This window comes from Bradyrhizobium yuanmingense (assembly GCF_025200905.1).
GTDB lineage: Bacteria > Pseudomonadota > Alphaproteobacteria > Rhizobiales > Xanthobacteraceae > Bradyrhizobium > Bradyrhizobium yuanmingense.
In genome coordinates this window covers 7,103,030-7,117,447 of record NZ_CP104173.1, presented here as the reverse complement: position 1 = coordinate 7,117,447, position 14,418 = coordinate 7,103,030, and the positions used below count along the sequence as shown (strand labels likewise).

Here is a 14,418-nt window from a genome sequence, read left to right as displayed (position 1 = left end):
CTCAGCCGGTGCCTGCGTTTGCGAGCGCCCGTTCAATGTCCGCTAATACGATGGATGAAAGACCGAGGCTTCCGAGGTCTTGTTGTTTGAGCCACGTGAGTGCAGCCTCTGGGCCCATCTCCTTATCCATCAGCCTATCGGTCAATATGCGGGCTGTCATTCTTGATACGCCAAGATTAATAAAGCTGATCATAGTTTGATCTGAGGCCCCCATCTCGAGATATGATGGAAGCGAAGATAGCCCGCTTAAGTATGCAGAGTAGCCGCTGGACTTTAGTACATGCGAGAGAACCGCGATGTAGCAAGAGGTCAGTCTAAGATATTTGAAGCGAACTTCTTGTTCGATATCGCTCAGTGTATTTCTGATGTTGGATGATAAATTGCCGCCCGACCTCTTGTGGTTCTCGTCGATGATTTCTGGAAGTGGTTCGCCACGCATCCATTTGAGCGAGATCGCAGCCATACGAACATGAAGCTTCGGTACGATGAGGGTCAATAGGTGTTCGTGACAGATGCGATAGATTTCTGACAAGGCTTTAAAGGAGTCTGGGTCTCGTGGATGCTGTGGCAAGAGCTCTTTTAGACGAGGGAGGCCGCCCCCCTTTATCTCGGACGTGAGATACTTCGCGAGCCGTTCCTGCCGCAGCGCAGACACAGTCGGTGATGACGCGATTACCACCAAGGGCAAAGTTATCTTCCGTTGCGCAATCTCCATCGCGCTTGCGAGCCGTGTTTGCCATTCTGGGGGAACGCTGTAACGTGCTAGCGTCTCGGGAAGGCGCCCCTGCATTTGGTCTGAAAGTAGTCTCGCAAAGGCGGCCTCCATGTCGGCTCTCTCAGGGGTCTCGATCTGAGGGTTGTCTTCGAGAGCGCACGCCTCCAATTCAGCAGGACTCATATCTAGCGTTGACTTGAGATAGCTGGCAATTTTGATCTCGCTGCTCTCGTTTGCTAACGGGCCAGGCCAATTGTCGTAGTCGACTAGGAAGATATTTCCCTGGAATTCCTTTCCTAATCTCCCGGCTCGTCCCGCGAGATTCCAGAATTCGCCCGCATTCATCTGAAGTGTCCTGCCCTTCTTCGGGTGGCAAACAAAGAGGTTGCGGGCAGGAAAATTGACGCCCTGAATAAGCGTACTTGTCGTAACCAAGAATCGAATCTCGCCTTCGGCGAAGGCTGATTCAACCCCACGTCTTACTAGCGCCGGTATTCGTCCGTAGTGATAGCCGACACGGCGCAATAAGCAGCGTGCAAGGTCGTATTCTTTGTGCACCGCCACTTTTACAAACTCAGCAAGCTCCTTTAGTCGATCGCTGGGCTCTACTTGAGAGAATACATCGGTAAGTCCAAGGGCCACGCCTTCCGCGTCAGCTGGGGTATTGGCGTAAACGATCGAGGGTTTGTCTGCACCAAACCGCTCGGCCACTCGTACTAGTCGCTCCTTTATGCTGGGAAGAGCGTGCCTAATATTTGCATGACCAAGACTATGCCGGCTGTCGCTTGTAAATTTCTCAAGCGCTAACTGCCCTTTTATTCCGGTCCGAGTGTTTACCACTATGAGATTTTGCACGACACTTGGGGTGCGGCTTCGGACATGCGCGATTTTCTCAAGGCGAAACGTCTCTTCAAACGTTGAGAGATTGCCAATGTTCGGGCCAGCGAAGATTAGCTGGGCGGTCGGACATCTGGCTATCAAGCTCTCGACCACATTGTGAAGCAACATTCCTCGTGCTCCATCTTGGATGGACTGAGCTTCATCGCAAACAACAACTTTAGGTGCGAAACTTGGGTGCGTGCTCAAAATGGCTTGGGCGCGCTCTTGTGTGAGTATGTAAATGGTTCGACCTGGCAGCTTGGTCGTTTCCGTGAGCGGGACGTTGATGATCGATAGCTCACGTAGATCGTCTTCTTTTCTCCAGCGCGCAATGGAGTCTGTCACCTCACCTATTAGTGCGCGACTTGGGACAAGGTAACAGGCCGAGAAAAGCTCCTTGCGGCGAGCTAAGTTGCGGAGATACGCTTGTAATACAAAGGACTTTCCTGCCGACGTGGGCGCCGAAATGGCAGCGCTCCGTCCGCTTGTGATTACGTCCCACAATTGCTTTTGAAAGTCCGTTAGGGTGAGTGTAATGCCACCAGCATCGACCTCATTTTGCCTGCGTCGGAGCTCCTCTGAAAGGGCGACGCGTGTCGGTAGCCGATGAAAGGCCTCTACGGAATCTGCTGTCTTGATGGCGGGAAAATTTCCCATTCGCGTCAACACAATACGCAGAGCTCCCGCAAGACCGGGGAGTCCTTCACCCATTAGATCGTTTGCGCACGCCGCAATGCTGTAGGCAGCACGCTGACGATCTGGATCAGCGTTTCCAGATAGGATCACAGCAGCTTGGATGCACCGAATAACTTCGTTCTCGGAGATCCCGGTTGTTGGATCAACTGCTAGCTCCTTTCGAAGCCATGCGGCATTTAGATGTGAGAACTGTGCCCAGAACGCTTCGCTCTTCCAAATGCGGTTGGAAAGCTCTTCGTTCACGGAGTCCACCCGATCTTATCCTGAAAGAGGCTGCGCATTTGATCAACCGACGGAAGTGGAAGGAAGAAAACTTCCATGTTGTGCTGCTTGACATCATGTTTCTTTAGCAGCTTGTCGAATTGGTCAGCATATAGTTTCAGAGCAGTGCAAAGTTCGGATACGAATTTTTGTTCGACCTCGTTCGGTTTCAGGCTCTTGATCTTCGCATAAACCGCGAAGTCAAAGACGATTAAGACAACCGAGACATCGGTCCGCTTGTTATAGTTTTCGTCGTAGGGGTTCAGGAAAGAGAGGATTGCTTTCTTGAACTTTTCAGGAAAGTCGGCTTGGTCGAAGTATTGTTCAACGAGAAATAGCTCGTGAGACATCTTCTGATGTTCTAGGTTATCGGCGACCGACGTCACGGCGTTTTTGATTGCCGCTTTAACAGACGAATAGCATTTCGACTCGCCCCAGTAGAGGCGCAGCTCTTCAGCCCTTTCATCGTAGCTTATGTGAATTCCATCTGAGCCGTGAACCGGCATCTGTGGACTTGTCTTTAGGCTCATCTTCGCGACGAACTGTGGTGCTTTCAGCACGGACTCGATGAGCAAGTAGGCAATAAGCTCACCAAATTCGCCATTACGGTTTGTTTTCTTGTGCGCTCGCTTAAAAAGATCGATCGCTTTTTGGTTTAGTTGAATTGCGCTTTGTTGGATCTTTCCCGGGGTTAGGGTTGCCCAGTCACCTTGCACGGCCGAGATATATTTCCGGTGCAAACAGAATGGCACGAGCTTGAAAGACAGAAGATTCACGAACTCTTCGACGGTTGGTTGACCCGCTCGAAACGACAAGAAGTGCGCGTGAATTCGGACTAGGTCATTGTTGCTCTTGGTTGAATGTGTGACGGTGCGGATTCGAGGGGGCAGGTCGTCGTGCCCTTCCGCGAGCGCCGCAATAAACGCCTCCATTGAATTTGCCCTTGGCATGTGAGCCATCGTCTTTTGCAATGCACGCGCTGATTCGGACGCCAATAGGCTAAAACCGACAGTTGAGTGCGCATAGCCTTTTGCACATTCTTCCCTTAAGTCCCCCACAAACAAAAACGGCCGGATCTCCCGATCCGGCCGCTACTCAAACTCTTTACTCGGCTAAGCCTACGCCACGCGACGCAACTTAGCCCCCGCCCTAACGGTAAATCTTCTCAGCTCGCCTGCTTCGCCGGCTGGGTGTCGCCGACCTTCTTCTGGATGGCGCGCTTCAGCTCGACCGCGCGCGGGGAGAGCGCGTCAGTGTTGGCCTTGAGCAGGTAGGCATCGAGGCCGCCATTGTGGTCGACGCTCTTGATCGCGTTGGTGGAGACGCGCAGGCGCACGTTGCGGCCCAGGGCTTCCGAGATGAACGTCACGTTGACGAGGTTCGGCAGGAAGCGGCGCTTGGTCTTGATGTTGGAGTGGCTGACCTTGTGGCCGACGAGGGGGCCCTTGGCCGTCAGTTCGCAGCGACGAGACATGGTAGAAATCCTTAGGTTCGAACCCCCAACGAGTGCGGCCGCCATTTCGGCGCCACGGGGGCAAATTCTTTCGTCCTTGCAGGGAGCGGGCGGACGTATAGGGGGGAAGGGGCCTTGCGTCAAGGCGACGGGCCGTTTTTGGCCCGTCGTCCCGGGGCGGGCAGAGCCCGAACCCGGGATCTCGTGCCCCGCCTCGGTGTCATCGCCCGCGAAGGCGGGCGATCCAGTACTCCGCGGCGGCGCGGCTGACCAGAGGCGCTGCGGCGTACTGGATGCCCCGCCTTCGCGGGGCATGACAGCGGAGTGGGGAGAGGTCGGCACGCCCCCCGTTACCGCCGATCACCAAAACGGCAATGATTGTCGCGCCTTACCATCACATAAAGGGCGTATTCGCCGTCGAAGAGTCCGGTGGAGTTCCCGGGGCTGCATGCCCCGACACATTGTTTGTCGCCGGTTTTGGCTTAAGTAACAGCATATCGCGCTCTGATTGGATTGTTTCGTGCCGACAACGCTTCATTTCGCGCAAGTCCTGCGCTCAGCCTATCTGCGTCGGGGCGTCCGCTTGGACGTCCCCTTGGCCGGCCGGCTGATGGCGCTTTGTGGCCTGGCGGCGGTGCTGGGCCTGGCGTCCGGCGCAGCGCCCGCGGCGGCGCAAGGTAAGCTCGAGGCGCAATATGAGGCGACGCTGGCGGGCATTCCCGTCGGCAAGGGCGCCTGGAACATCGATATCCAGGACGACGTGTTCTCGGCGGCGGCCGCCGGCGGCACCACCGGGCTTTTGAAGTCGTTCACGGGCGGGTCCGGCACCGGCGCCAGCCAGGGGCGCGTCGTTGGTGGCGCGCTGGTTGCGACCGGCTACCAGGCCTCCACCACCACCCAGAAGAAGACCGAAGAGATCCGCATCACCCTCGACAAGGGCAATGTGAAGGATTTTGCGATTTTGCCGGAGCCGCCGGTCGATCCGGACCGCATCGTCGTCACCGAGGCGCACCGCCGCGGCGTCTGGGACCCCATGACGGCCTCGCTGCTGCGCGTACCCGGCACCGGTGATCCCGTTTCGCAGGACGCCTGCCACAGCTCCGCGCCAGTGTTCGACGGCCGCATGCGCTACGAGCTCAAGCTCGATTTCAAGCGCATGGAGACCGTGAAGGCGGAGAAGGGGTACAAGGGCCCGGTCGTGGTCTGCGCGATCTATTTCGTGCCGATCGCCGGCTACATTCCCGACCGCCCGGTGATCAAATACCTCGCCGCCCAGCGCAACATGGAGATCGCGTTCGCCCCCATCGCCGGCACGCGCATCCTGGTCCCGTTCTGGCTGAAAGTGCCGACGCCCCTGGGGCCGGCCATGCTGGAAGCCACCAGCTTCATCACGTCGCCCCAGCCGCCAAGGGTCGCGAAGACGCAGTAGGCAAGGAGGCCGCACCGCTCTCTCCGCCGTCATTCCGGGGCGCGCCCCTCGGCGCGAACCCGGAATCCATCAGGCCGCAGAGACGGTTGCGCGATGGATTCCGGGCTCGCGACTGCGTCGCGCCCCGGAATGACGAGCGTTCAACGCAGGCTAAGCAAAATCAATCACTTACCTACTGTGCATGGGGTTGTTTTCGCACTCTTCGTTTGACCAACCCCCGTCGCAGGGAATCCATTTGACTCCTCCCCGATTCTGATTCGACTCGCCGCCGTCCCCAGCTTTAACCACCCCGGTCGCTTGTGTGCCCTCGCAAAACTCCATCTAGTGCGCAACCAAGACGAGTCCCGCGACATGTTGCGTGAACGGAACGGGACTCACAGGGGAGTCAGCGATTCGGCCGCGATTCGTTCTAGAGTCGTTCCGAAGCTTAAAGCGAACGGGAAAAGCGTCGCAAAGTGAGACAGTTGCGCGGGATTTGGGGCGGGCGCTTTCACGCCCGCGGTGTGCCCCTCACCCTGAGGAGGCCGCGCAAGCGGCCGTCTCGAAGGGCGAGGGGCTTGGCTTGCCCAGCAGCACCAGCCGGGCCTTCATGCTTCGAGACGCGCTGACGCGCTCCTCAGGATGAGGAACGAAGAGCCAGCCCCCTCACCGCCCCATCCAGCACTGACATTCGCCCAAATCGCCATTACCTAATCCGATAGACATGGCTTTCTCCTCCTCTCCCTTCGCCTCCGAGCGCGCCCCCGGCGCGGGCGTCACCGCGGTGCTCGGTCCGACCAACACCGGCAAGACTCATCTCGCCATCGAGCGGATGCTGGCGCATCCCTCGGGCATGATCGGCCTGCCGCTGCGCCTGCTCGCGCGCGAGGTCTACAACAAGATCGCCGCTCGATCCGGCGAGGCCAGTGTCGCGCTCGTCACCGGCGAGGAGAAGATCAAGCCGAAGAACCCGCGCTATTGGGTCTCGACCGTCGAGGCGATGCCGCGCGATATAGACGTCTCCTTCCTCGCCGTCGACGAGGTCCAGATCGCCGCCGATCTCGAGCGCGGCCACGTCTTCACCGACCGCATCCTCAACCGCCGCGGCCGCGACGAGACGCTGCTGCTGGGCGCCGCCACCATGCGCCCGATCATCGAGCGCCTGTTGCCGGGCGTGTCCATGATCACGCGGCCCAGATTGTCGCAGCTCGAATTCGCCGGCGACCGCAAGATCACGCGCCAGCCGCGCCGCACCGCCATCGTCGCGTTCTCCGCCGATGAAGTCTATGCGATTGCCGAGCTGATCCGCCGCCAGCACGGCGGCGCGGCCGTGGTGCTGGGCTCGCTAAGCCCACGCACACGAAACGCGCAGGTCGCGATGTTCCAGAACGGCGACGTCGATTATCTCGTCGCCACCGATGCCGTCGGCATGGGCCTCAATCTCGACGTCGATCACGTCGCCTTCGCCTCCGACCGCAAGTTCGACGGCTACCAGTTCCGCCGCCTGACACCGTCCGAATTCGCGCAGATCGCAGGCCGCGCCGGCCGCGCCACCCGCAACGGCACCTTCGGCACCACGGGCCGCTGCGCGCCGTTCGAGCCCGAGCTCGTCAACGCGCTGCAGAACCACACCTTCGATCCGGTGAAGGTGCTGCAATGGCGCAATTCCAAGCTCGATTTCTCCTCGCTCGGCGCGCTGCAGGTCTCGCTGAACCTCGCCCCCGGCCACGAGACGCTGACGCGTGCCCCGATCGCCGAGGACATGCGCGTGCTCGATCACGCCGCCCGCGACGGCGAGGTGCGCGATATCGCGCATGGCAAGGCTGCCGTGGAGCGGCTCTGGGAAGCCTGCCAGGTCCCGGACTACAGAAAGCTGTCGCCGGCCGCCCATGCCGAGCTGGTGACGACGCTCTACGGCTTCCTGATGCGGAAAGGCTGCATTCCCGATTCCTGGTTCGAGTCCCAAGTCATCCAGGCCGACCGCATCGACGGCGACATCGACACGCTGTCGGCCCGAATCGCCCAGATCCGCACCTGGACCTTCGTCGCCAACCGCCCGGACTGGCTGAAAGACCCCGAACGCTGGCAGGGGATCGCGCGGGAGGTCGAAAATAAATTATCGGATGCGCTCCATGAACGCTTGACTGAGCGTTTCGTTGATCGCCGGACCAGTGTATTGATGCGCCGCCTGCGGGAGAACACGAGCTTGAATACTGAAATCGGCAAGACCGGCGAAGTCATCGTCGAAGGCCATGTCATCGGCCGTCTCGATGGCTTCACCTTTGCACCGGATGCGGCGGAAGCCGGCTCCGATGCGAAAGCCTTGCAGGCTGCAGCGCAAGCGGTGCTCGCCGGCGAGATCAATGCGCGCGCCGAAAAGCTGGGTAATGCGCCGGACGAGCAGTTCGTGCTGACCTCCGAAGGCATCATCCGCTGGACCGGCGATGCCGTGGCGCGACTCGCTGCCGCAGACGACGCGCTGCATCCGCGCATCCGCATCATCTCCGACGAGCGCCTGACCGGCGCCCCCCGCGACAAGGTGCAGGCGCGGCTCGAGCTCTGGCTCAAGACCCATATCGAAAAGCTGCTCGGGCCGATGTTCGAGCTGTCGAAGGCCGAGGACGTCACCGGCATTGCCCGCGGCATCGCCTATCAGCTGGTCGAGGCGCTCGGCGTGCTCGAGCGCCCGAAGATCGCCAGCGAGCTGAAGGATCTCGATCAGCCCTCGCGCGCCGTGCTGCGCAAATACGGCGTCCGCTTCGGCGCCTATCACATCTATTTCCCCGGCCTCCTGAAGCCCGCCGCGCGCGCGCTCGCCGCGCTGCTCTGGGCGCTGAAGCAGGACAATGTCGATCTGTCCGCGCTCTCGGGCGCGCAGCATCTGGCCTCCTCGGGGCGCACCTCGTTCCCGGTCGACAAGGCGCTGCCGCGCGATGCCTATCGCGTGCTCGGCTACAAGCAGGCCGGCGAGCGCGCCGTGCGCGTCGACATCCTGGAACGCCTCGCCGACCTGATCCGCCCGGCTTTGGCCTGGCGCGAGAATTCGCCGGGCGAAAAGCCCGCCGGTGCGTTCGACGGTCGCAGCTTCGTGGTGACACAGGCGATGACCTCGCTCACGGGATCTGCCGGCGAAGATTTCGCCTCGGTGCTGCGCGCGCTCGGCTATCGCATGGAGAAGCGTCCGCCGCTGCCGCCCAAGCCTGTCGTGACCAAGCCTGTCGTGACCGAGCCTGTTGCGACCGAGCAGGTCGTGACCGAGACGGTCTCAGCCGAGGCGCCGCCCGCTGAAGGCAGCGCGGAAACCTCGACCGAGACTGCAGCTGAAGCCGTTGCCGGCCTGCCGGCGGAGGCCCCGGCCACGGAGGCCGCCGCCGAATCCGTCACCGTCGAAGACGCGCCCGGCATGGAGCCGCACGACGAGCCCGCTCCTGCGGAGGCTCACGAGGAGCCGGCGCTGGAAGCGTCTCCGGAAGCGCCCGTTACGCCCGAGGACGCCCCCGGCATCGCGCCGCCTGCAGAAGAGGCTGCATCGCCCGCCGAGGCTGCCGGCCTCGAAGCGGCTGCCGCCGAGACCGCCGCGACGGAAGCTGCTGCATCCCCCGATGCTGCCGCGCCTGAGGCAACAGTCGCATCCGCCGAGCCCGAGCTGGTCGAGGTCTGGCGTCCTGCCGGCCGTCACGAGGATCGCAAGCCGCGCCACGAGCGCCATCGCCATCAGCGTCACAACAACCAGCGTCGTCCGCAGGCCGGCGCTGAGGCTGGCGCTGCAGCCGATGCAGCGAACGCCGCGCCCGGCGAAGCCGCCGACGGCGCGAAGCCGGGCCAGCGTCATGGCGGCGGCCATCGCCGCGATGGCGGCCGCGACTTCCGCAAGCCGCGTGAAGGCGGCGAGGGCGGTGAGCGCCGCGACGACCGCAATCGCAACTTCCAGGGCAAGGGAGACCGCGACAAGGATCGCGATCGCAACCGCGACAACAAGAAGTTCGGCGGCGACCGCGACAAGGGCCGCGACAATCGTGGCCGCGACCGCGACAAGGGCCGTGACCGCCGTGATCGCGAGTCCGGTCCGTCATTGCGCCCCTACGCGTCGAGTGCGAACCCGCGCGAGCGCGATCGTCCGATCGATCCGAACTCGCCCTTCGCCAAGCTCGCCGCGCTCAAGGAGCAGTTGGGGCGGAAGGAGTAACATAGCGTTTTCGAGCGAAGTGCGGAGCGGTTGGCGTGAAGAAAACGCGTCAAAAGGAATAGAGCCACGACCGAGCGGCAGCGCATCGACAAATGGCTGTGGCACGCGCGCGTGGTGAAGGCGCGCACCTCCGCGGCCGAGCTCGTCGTCACCGGCCATGTCCGCGTCAACGGCGTGCGCGAGACATCGCCCGGCCATGCGATCAAGCTTGGCGACGTCCTCACCATCGCGCTCGATCGCACCGTGCGCGTGCTGAAGGTCACCGCCTTCAACGAGCGCCGTGGCGATGCCGCCTCGGCTCGCGTGCTCTACGAGGAGCTCGGGACGCGCAATTAATTGCGCTTTGCATTCATTTCTTGATCGATCAAACACACAAAGCCGTCATGATCGGGCCTTCCCGACCTTGCGGCGCCCGGCCATCCGCGCTAGGCAAGCCGCGACTTCTAAAAGAGCTTTTCGGAGCGTTGGATGACTTACGTCGTCACTGAAAACTGCATCAAGTGCAAGTACACCGACTGCGTCGAGGTCTGCCCGGTCGATTGCTTCTACGAGGGCGACAACATGCTCGTCATCCATCCCGACGAATGCATCGATTGCGGCGTGTGCGAGCCGGAATGCCCCGCCGACGCCATCAAGCCGGACACGGAACCGGGCCTCGAAAAGTGGCTCCAGGTCAACGCCGACTACGCCAAGAGCTGGCCGAACATCACCCAGAAGAAAGAATCACCTGCCGACGCCAAGGAATTCGACGGCATGGAAGGCAAGTTCGAGAAATATTTTTCTCCGAACCCCGGCTCTGGGGACTAATTCGCGTCCAAACTTAACCCTAATAGCGGCGCTGCCGCCGAAAACCAGCCCTCAAGACCCCTAAATCATTGATTTTTGCGGGAAATGTGCTATATTGGGCACATTAAGCCGAACCCCGTCAGCCCCGTTGGCCCCTCTGGGTTCCCGTGAAACCAAATGTCGAACAGGGGCGTGGCAGTTTCCGCGCGCAGGCTGTGTCACAGAAAACGCGTAAAAAGAGTACTTCAGCGAGGGCTTCCCATAAGGAGGCCAAAAAAGTCGCCGCGGCCAGCCGTAGCGCATCCAAGGGTCGGACCGCGACGAAGGCGCCGGCTGCAAAGTCCTCGAAGAACAAAAGAAGCGCAATGCCTAACAAGACTGCCAAACCGGCCGCGAAAGCGACCGCTGCCAAGCCTGCTGCCGCCAAGCCTTTGAATGTCAAGCCTGTGACTGCCAAGGCCCCCGCTGCCAAGCCCGCCGCGACGAAGGCCCCTGTTGCCGTTGCGCCCGCCAAGGCTCCCGTCGCCGCCAAGCCGGCTGCCAAGCCCGCGGCTGCGCCGAAGGTCGAGGAAAAGAAGGTCGTGACCCAGCGTCAGGGCTTCAAGGCCAACGAGTTCGTGGTCTATCCCGCTCACGGCGTCGGCCAGATCCTGGCCATCGAGGAGCAGGAGATCGCCGGTGCGAAGCTCGAGCTGTTCGTCATCAACTTCATCAAGGACAAGATGACGCTGCGCGTGCCGACCGCCAAGGTCGCCAATGTCGGTATGCGCAAGCTGTCCGATCCGGCCCTGGTCAAGAAGGCGCTGGAGACGCTCAAGGGCCGCGCCCGCGTCAAGCGCACCATGTGGTCGCGCCGCGCCCAGGAATACGAAGCGAAGATCAATTCGGGCGATATCGTCGCGATCGCGGAAGTCGTGCGCGACCTCTATCGCTCGGAATCGCAGCCCGAGCAGTCCTACTCGGAACGCCAGCTCTATGAAGCGGCGCTCGACCGCCTGTCCCGCGAGATCGCGGTGGTGCAGCACTCGACCGAGACCGAAGCGGTCAAGGAGATCGAGGCGCAGCTCGCCAAGAGCCCGCGCCGCAATGCCAAGGCGGAAGCTGCCGAGGGCGAGGCCGACACGGATGCCGAGGGCGATACCGACGATACCGATGGCGACGACAGCACCGTCGCCGACGAGGCCGCGTAAGCCGGCACCGAACGCAAGCAATCAAAAGCCCGGCCGTTTGGCCGGGCTTTTTGTTTGGCTTCCTGAGGCCGCGGGAGTTCGGCTCTACGCGCCGCGCGGCTGGGTCCAGATCGCGATCGGCTGCTGAATGCCGCGGACCGCCCGCGCCTCTCGCGCTTCCAATGACTGAAACGTTGCGGCTGCGCCGCCCAGCTCGGCCTTCGCCTGGCTGACGAGGTCGTCACTTGCCACCAGCGCGCAGCCCAGGGTGCGGGTCAAGGCCTCGAGACGGCTTGCCACGTTGACGGTCGCGCCGATCACGGCAAATTCCAGACAGGTCTGCCCGAGGTCGCCGAGCACCACCGGCCCATAATGCAAGCCAAAGCTCACATGCAGCTTTGGCTCGCCTGACGCTGCCCGCTGATCGTTCCAACGCTCCGCCGCCGCGATCATAGCCTGGGCACATCGCAGCGCGTTGCTGGCGTCGTGCTCGCCGGCAAAGGGCGTTCCGAACGTCGCCATCAATCCGTCCCCGAGATATTTGTCGAGCGTGCCGCTATGGCGGAAAACCTCCTGCTCCATCAATCCGTGGAATTCCCGCAACGTCCGCACAACCTCCTGCGGCGAGCGTCCATCGGCAAAGGCCGTGAAGCCGACGATGTCGACGAACAGCACCGCGACGTGTTGCGTGCGCACCTGCTTCAACGGCTCGTCCTGTTTCGACAATTCCGCCACGACATTGGGGGAGAAGTAGCGCGCTAGGTTGCCGCGCTCGCGCTCCACCGCGGCATGCCGGACCAGGAGGTCGTTGCTGCGGCGGACCGCGAGCGCCAAGGTCATGGCCACGATCATGAAGACGACGATCTCCTGGATGCGAACGTGGAACACGATCTCGCTCGGCGAGATCATCGCAAACAAGCGCTCATCGTTGCCTGTCGCGGCCGCGATGCGGGCCGTCAGCGCAGGATCGCGATCGGGTTGCCACCAGACCCAGGCGATGCCGATGATCCAGAGCGCAGCCGTCCACATGCCGACCGCAATCACAGTCCGCCAGGTATAGGCCAATGTGGCGCCCGCGAGCAGCACGAAGAAATAGATGAAGTTGCCGGAATGGAACTGCATCGCGACCGGCCAGTACGAGGCTCCGAACGGATTGGGAATCACGATGAGGCACGTGAGCAGCGCCAGGTCGCAAAACAGGAGTGCCAATTCCGGCCGTGACACGCCCACCCGCCCAACCCTGACCTGGGCCCAGCCGATCAGTGCGAACAAGCCGAGCAGCGCCACGTAGTAGAGCTGCTCCCAGGCCGGGTTGATCGCCATGATCAGGCAGCCAATGACGACCAGGGCGACATAGCGCGCCCGCACCGCAAGTTGCAGGCCCTCCCGCTTGGCGGACGCCAGCGCGGCCTGTGCGAACTGAACTGTTTCGGCATCGCGCTCGATCGGCGCGGGCGAAGCCGCAGCCGGCAGGTTGAAGCGCTCGACGAGCATTGTCACGGCAGTCTCCTCACAGTCTCCACACTTGGGCCTTCAGCCGCTGGTTCGCTGCGCCCTTGCCGAGACGCTGATTTCATTCCGGCGGCCTTCTCCGTCAGCCGCTGCCGCAACCGACGTCCACCAGTTCCCCAAGGCATCGATCAACGGCACGAGCGCGTGACCGGCGGCCGTCAGATCGTACTCCACGCGCAACGGATAACCGCCGAATTCCGTGCGGCTGACGATGCCGGCGTCCTCCAGCTTGCGGAGCTCGAGCGCGAGCATCCTGTGCGAGATGGTCGGATTGTCTCGGCGCAAGTCGCTGAAGCGCTTGGTGCCCTGCTTCAAATAATAGATCAGCAGCGTCGGCCAGCGACCGCTCAGAATCTGCATCACTTCCTCGATCGGACATCTCGACACGAGATCCTTCATCGGCGCCTCCAGGTTACAAAAAAGTTCGTAATTTACTTGATGCGGCGAGCGGCTAGGGTCGCATCACCGCTGCGCAGCGTGATCATCAGAAATCACGGAGAATGGATCATGGACCCAATTCTACTCTACGGCTTTCCGAAGGGAAGCTCCATGGGGCTCGTTGCGGCTCTCGAATGGCTGGGCAAGCCATATCGGCTGTGTCGGATCGATATGTTGGGCGAGATGCGAAACCCGTCATACGCCCGTATCAATCCGCGACACGAGACGCCGGTCTTTATCACCGGGCAGGGCGAGGTGCTGACGGAAACGATGGCGATCGCGGCCTGGCTAGAGGCCAGGGATGTCGAACGCCGCATCAGCTTCGATCCCTCTTCGCGGCAAGCCGATCGCATGCATCAGCTCATGGCATTCGTGAATACCGGTTTCACCGCCGCCTTCGCGCCGCTGTGGGCCGCATTGGAAGCCGAAGCCATGGAGCCTGCCGCGAAGTCGGTCCTGCGCGCCTTCGGCACAGCAAGGGTCATCGAGCGTCATGACAAGCTCGAAGAAATGATCGAAACGCAGCAATTTCTGCTCGGGGACCGGCCGACCCTCGCCGACGCCGTGCTTGTCGGTGTCGCACGCTGGCTCGACTTCCACGCGGTCGCGGAGAGGAGCCGCTGGCCGAAGCTGGCGGCGCTGCGCGCGCGCCTCGAAGCCGATCCCGCGGTCCTCTACGCCACCGCTCTGGAGGACGGCGGGTCTGATCCGGGAACGGGATCGTGCACAGGCCACGTCGCGCTAGCCGAATTGATCGCGCAGTTCGGCAAATAGCGGCCGGTGCGCACGCCTCGTCCTTCGAGACGGCGTTGACGCGCCTCCTCAGGATGAGGCTCATCAGCATCAGTGCTCGTTGAAAACTGCTGCCGCGCACTCCGCACTCATCCTGAGGAGCCCGCTTAAAGCGGGCGTCTC

The 14,418-nt window shown here is 61.8% G+C and carries 11 protein-coding genes; 6 read left to right on the top strand and 5 right to left on the bottom strand.

From position 1 onward, the window contains the following. Position 1: 1 nt before the first annotated feature. The 3 genes from N2605_RS33030 to rpmB form a co-directional block, all read right to left on the bottom strand. Positions 2-2,533, bottom strand: a complete 2,532-nt coding sequence (locus N2605_RS33030) for a DEAD/DEAH box helicase (protein ID WP_260345046.1) — start codon at positions 2,531-2,533, stop codon at positions 2-4. Continuing rightward, positions 2,530-3,483 (bottom strand): HamA C-terminal domain-containing protein, encoded by a 954-nt coding sequence (locus N2605_RS33025; RefSeq protein ID WP_260345045.1) that lies wholly within the window; start codon positions 3,481-3,483, stop codon positions 2,530-2,532. The genes N2605_RS33030 and N2605_RS33025 overlap by 4 nt, the downstream gene beginning before the upstream one ends. A gap of 233 nt (positions 3,484-3,716) precedes the next feature. After that, entirely contained in the window at positions 3,717-4,025 is a 309-nt protein-coding gene (gene rpmB / locus N2605_RS33020; RefSeq protein ID WP_036001998.1) for a 50S ribosomal protein L28, read from the bottom strand. 604 nt (positions 4,026-4,629) lie between these two features. On the opposite strand from rpmB, the gene N2605_RS33015 reads away from it, so the two are divergent. The 5 genes from N2605_RS33015 (at position 4,630) to N2605_RS32995 (ending at position 11,574) form a co-directional block, all read left to right on the top strand. Further along, positions 4,630-5,433, top strand: a complete 804-nt coding sequence (locus N2605_RS33015; RefSeq protein ID WP_370143494.1) for a DUF3108 domain-containing protein — start codon at positions 4,630-4,632, stop codon at positions 5,431-5,433. A gap of 703 nt (positions 5,434-6,136) precedes the next feature. Next, the gene (locus N2605_RS33010; RefSeq protein ID WP_260345044.1) at positions 6,137-9,598 is read left to right on the top strand and encodes a helicase-related protein; all 3,462 of its coding nucleotides are present in this window, start codon (positions 6,137-6,139) and stop codon (positions 9,596-9,598) included. A gap of 84 nt (positions 9,599-9,682) precedes the next feature. After that, positions 9,683-9,934, top strand: a complete 252-nt coding sequence (locus N2605_RS33005; RefSeq protein ID WP_074447665.1) for an RNA-binding S4 domain-containing protein — start codon at positions 9,683-9,685, stop codon at positions 9,932-9,934. A 132-nt stretch (positions 9,935-10,066) separates the two neighbouring features. Further along, a complete protein-coding gene (fdxA, locus tag N2605_RS33000) occupies positions 10,067-10,405 on the top strand; it encodes a ferredoxin FdxA (RefSeq protein ID WP_018643465.1) in 339 nt (112 codons plus the stop codon). 344 nt (positions 10,406-10,749) lie between these two features. Next, complete coding sequence (locus N2605_RS32995; RefSeq protein WP_074447640.1) at positions 10,750-11,574, top strand: CarD family transcriptional regulator; 825 nt, start codon at positions 10,750-10,752, stop codon at positions 11,572-11,574. 84 nt (positions 11,575-11,658) lie between these two features. Here the strand turns inward: N2605_RS32995 and N2605_RS32990 are convergent, their stop codons facing one another. Next, on the bottom strand, positions 11,659-13,047 hold the full coding sequence (locus tag N2605_RS32990) for an adenylate/guanylate cyclase domain-containing protein (protein ID WP_260347531.1): 1,389 nt from the start codon (positions 13,045-13,047) through the stop codon (positions 11,659-11,661). 39 nt (positions 13,048-13,086) lie between these two features. Continuing rightward, positions 13,087-13,464 carry a winged helix-turn-helix transcriptional regulator gene (locus tag N2605_RS32985; RefSeq protein ID WP_036020233.1) on the bottom strand — a complete coding sequence of 126 codons (378 nt, stop codon included), beginning with the start codon at positions 13,462-13,464 and terminating at the stop codon, positions 13,087-13,089. Positions 13,465-13,572: 108 nt separating this feature from the next. Here N2605_RS32985 and N2605_RS32980 point away from each other — a divergent pair, with 108 nt between their 5' ends. After that, positions 13,573-14,277, top strand: a complete 705-nt coding sequence (locus N2605_RS32980) for a glutathione S-transferase family protein (RefSeq protein ID WP_074447641.1) — start codon at positions 13,573-13,575, stop codon at positions 14,275-14,277. Positions 14,278-14,418 lie beyond the last annotated feature (141 nt).

What these genes read in the sequence shown, in the direction of transcription:
- N2605_RS33025 (WP_260345045.1), bottom strand. Translation starts at nt 3,483, where the DNA reads ATGGAGGCGTTTATTGCGGCGCTCGCGGAAGGGCACGACGACCTGCCC.
- N2605_RS32995 (WP_074447640.1), top strand. Translation starts at nt 10,750, where the DNA reads ATGCCTAACAAGACTGCCAAACCGGCCGCGAAAGCGACCGCTGCCAAG.
- N2605_RS32980 (WP_074447641.1), top strand. Translation starts at nt 13,573, where the DNA reads ATGGACCCAATTCTACTCTACGGCTTTCCGAAGGGAAGCTCCATGGGG.
- rpmB (WP_036001998.1), bottom strand. Translation starts at nt 4,025, where the DNA reads ATGTCTCGTCGCTGCGAACTGACGGCCAAGGGCCCCCTCGTCGGCCAC.
- N2605_RS32990 (WP_260347531.1), bottom strand. Translation starts at nt 13,047, where the DNA reads ATGCTCGTCGAGCGCTTCAACCTGCCGGCTGCGGCTTCGCCCGCGCCG.
- N2605_RS32985 (WP_036020233.1), bottom strand. Translation starts at nt 13,464, where the DNA reads ATGAAGGATCTCGTGTCGAGATGTCCGATCGAGGAAGTGATGCAGATT.
- fdxA (WP_018643465.1), top strand. Translation starts at nt 10,067, where the DNA reads ATGACTTACGTCGTCACTGAAAACTGCATCAAGTGCAAGTACACCGAC.
- N2605_RS33010 (WP_260345044.1), top strand. Translation starts at nt 6,137, where the DNA reads ATGGCTTTCTCCTCCTCTCCCTTCGCCTCCGAGCGCGCCCCCGGCGCG.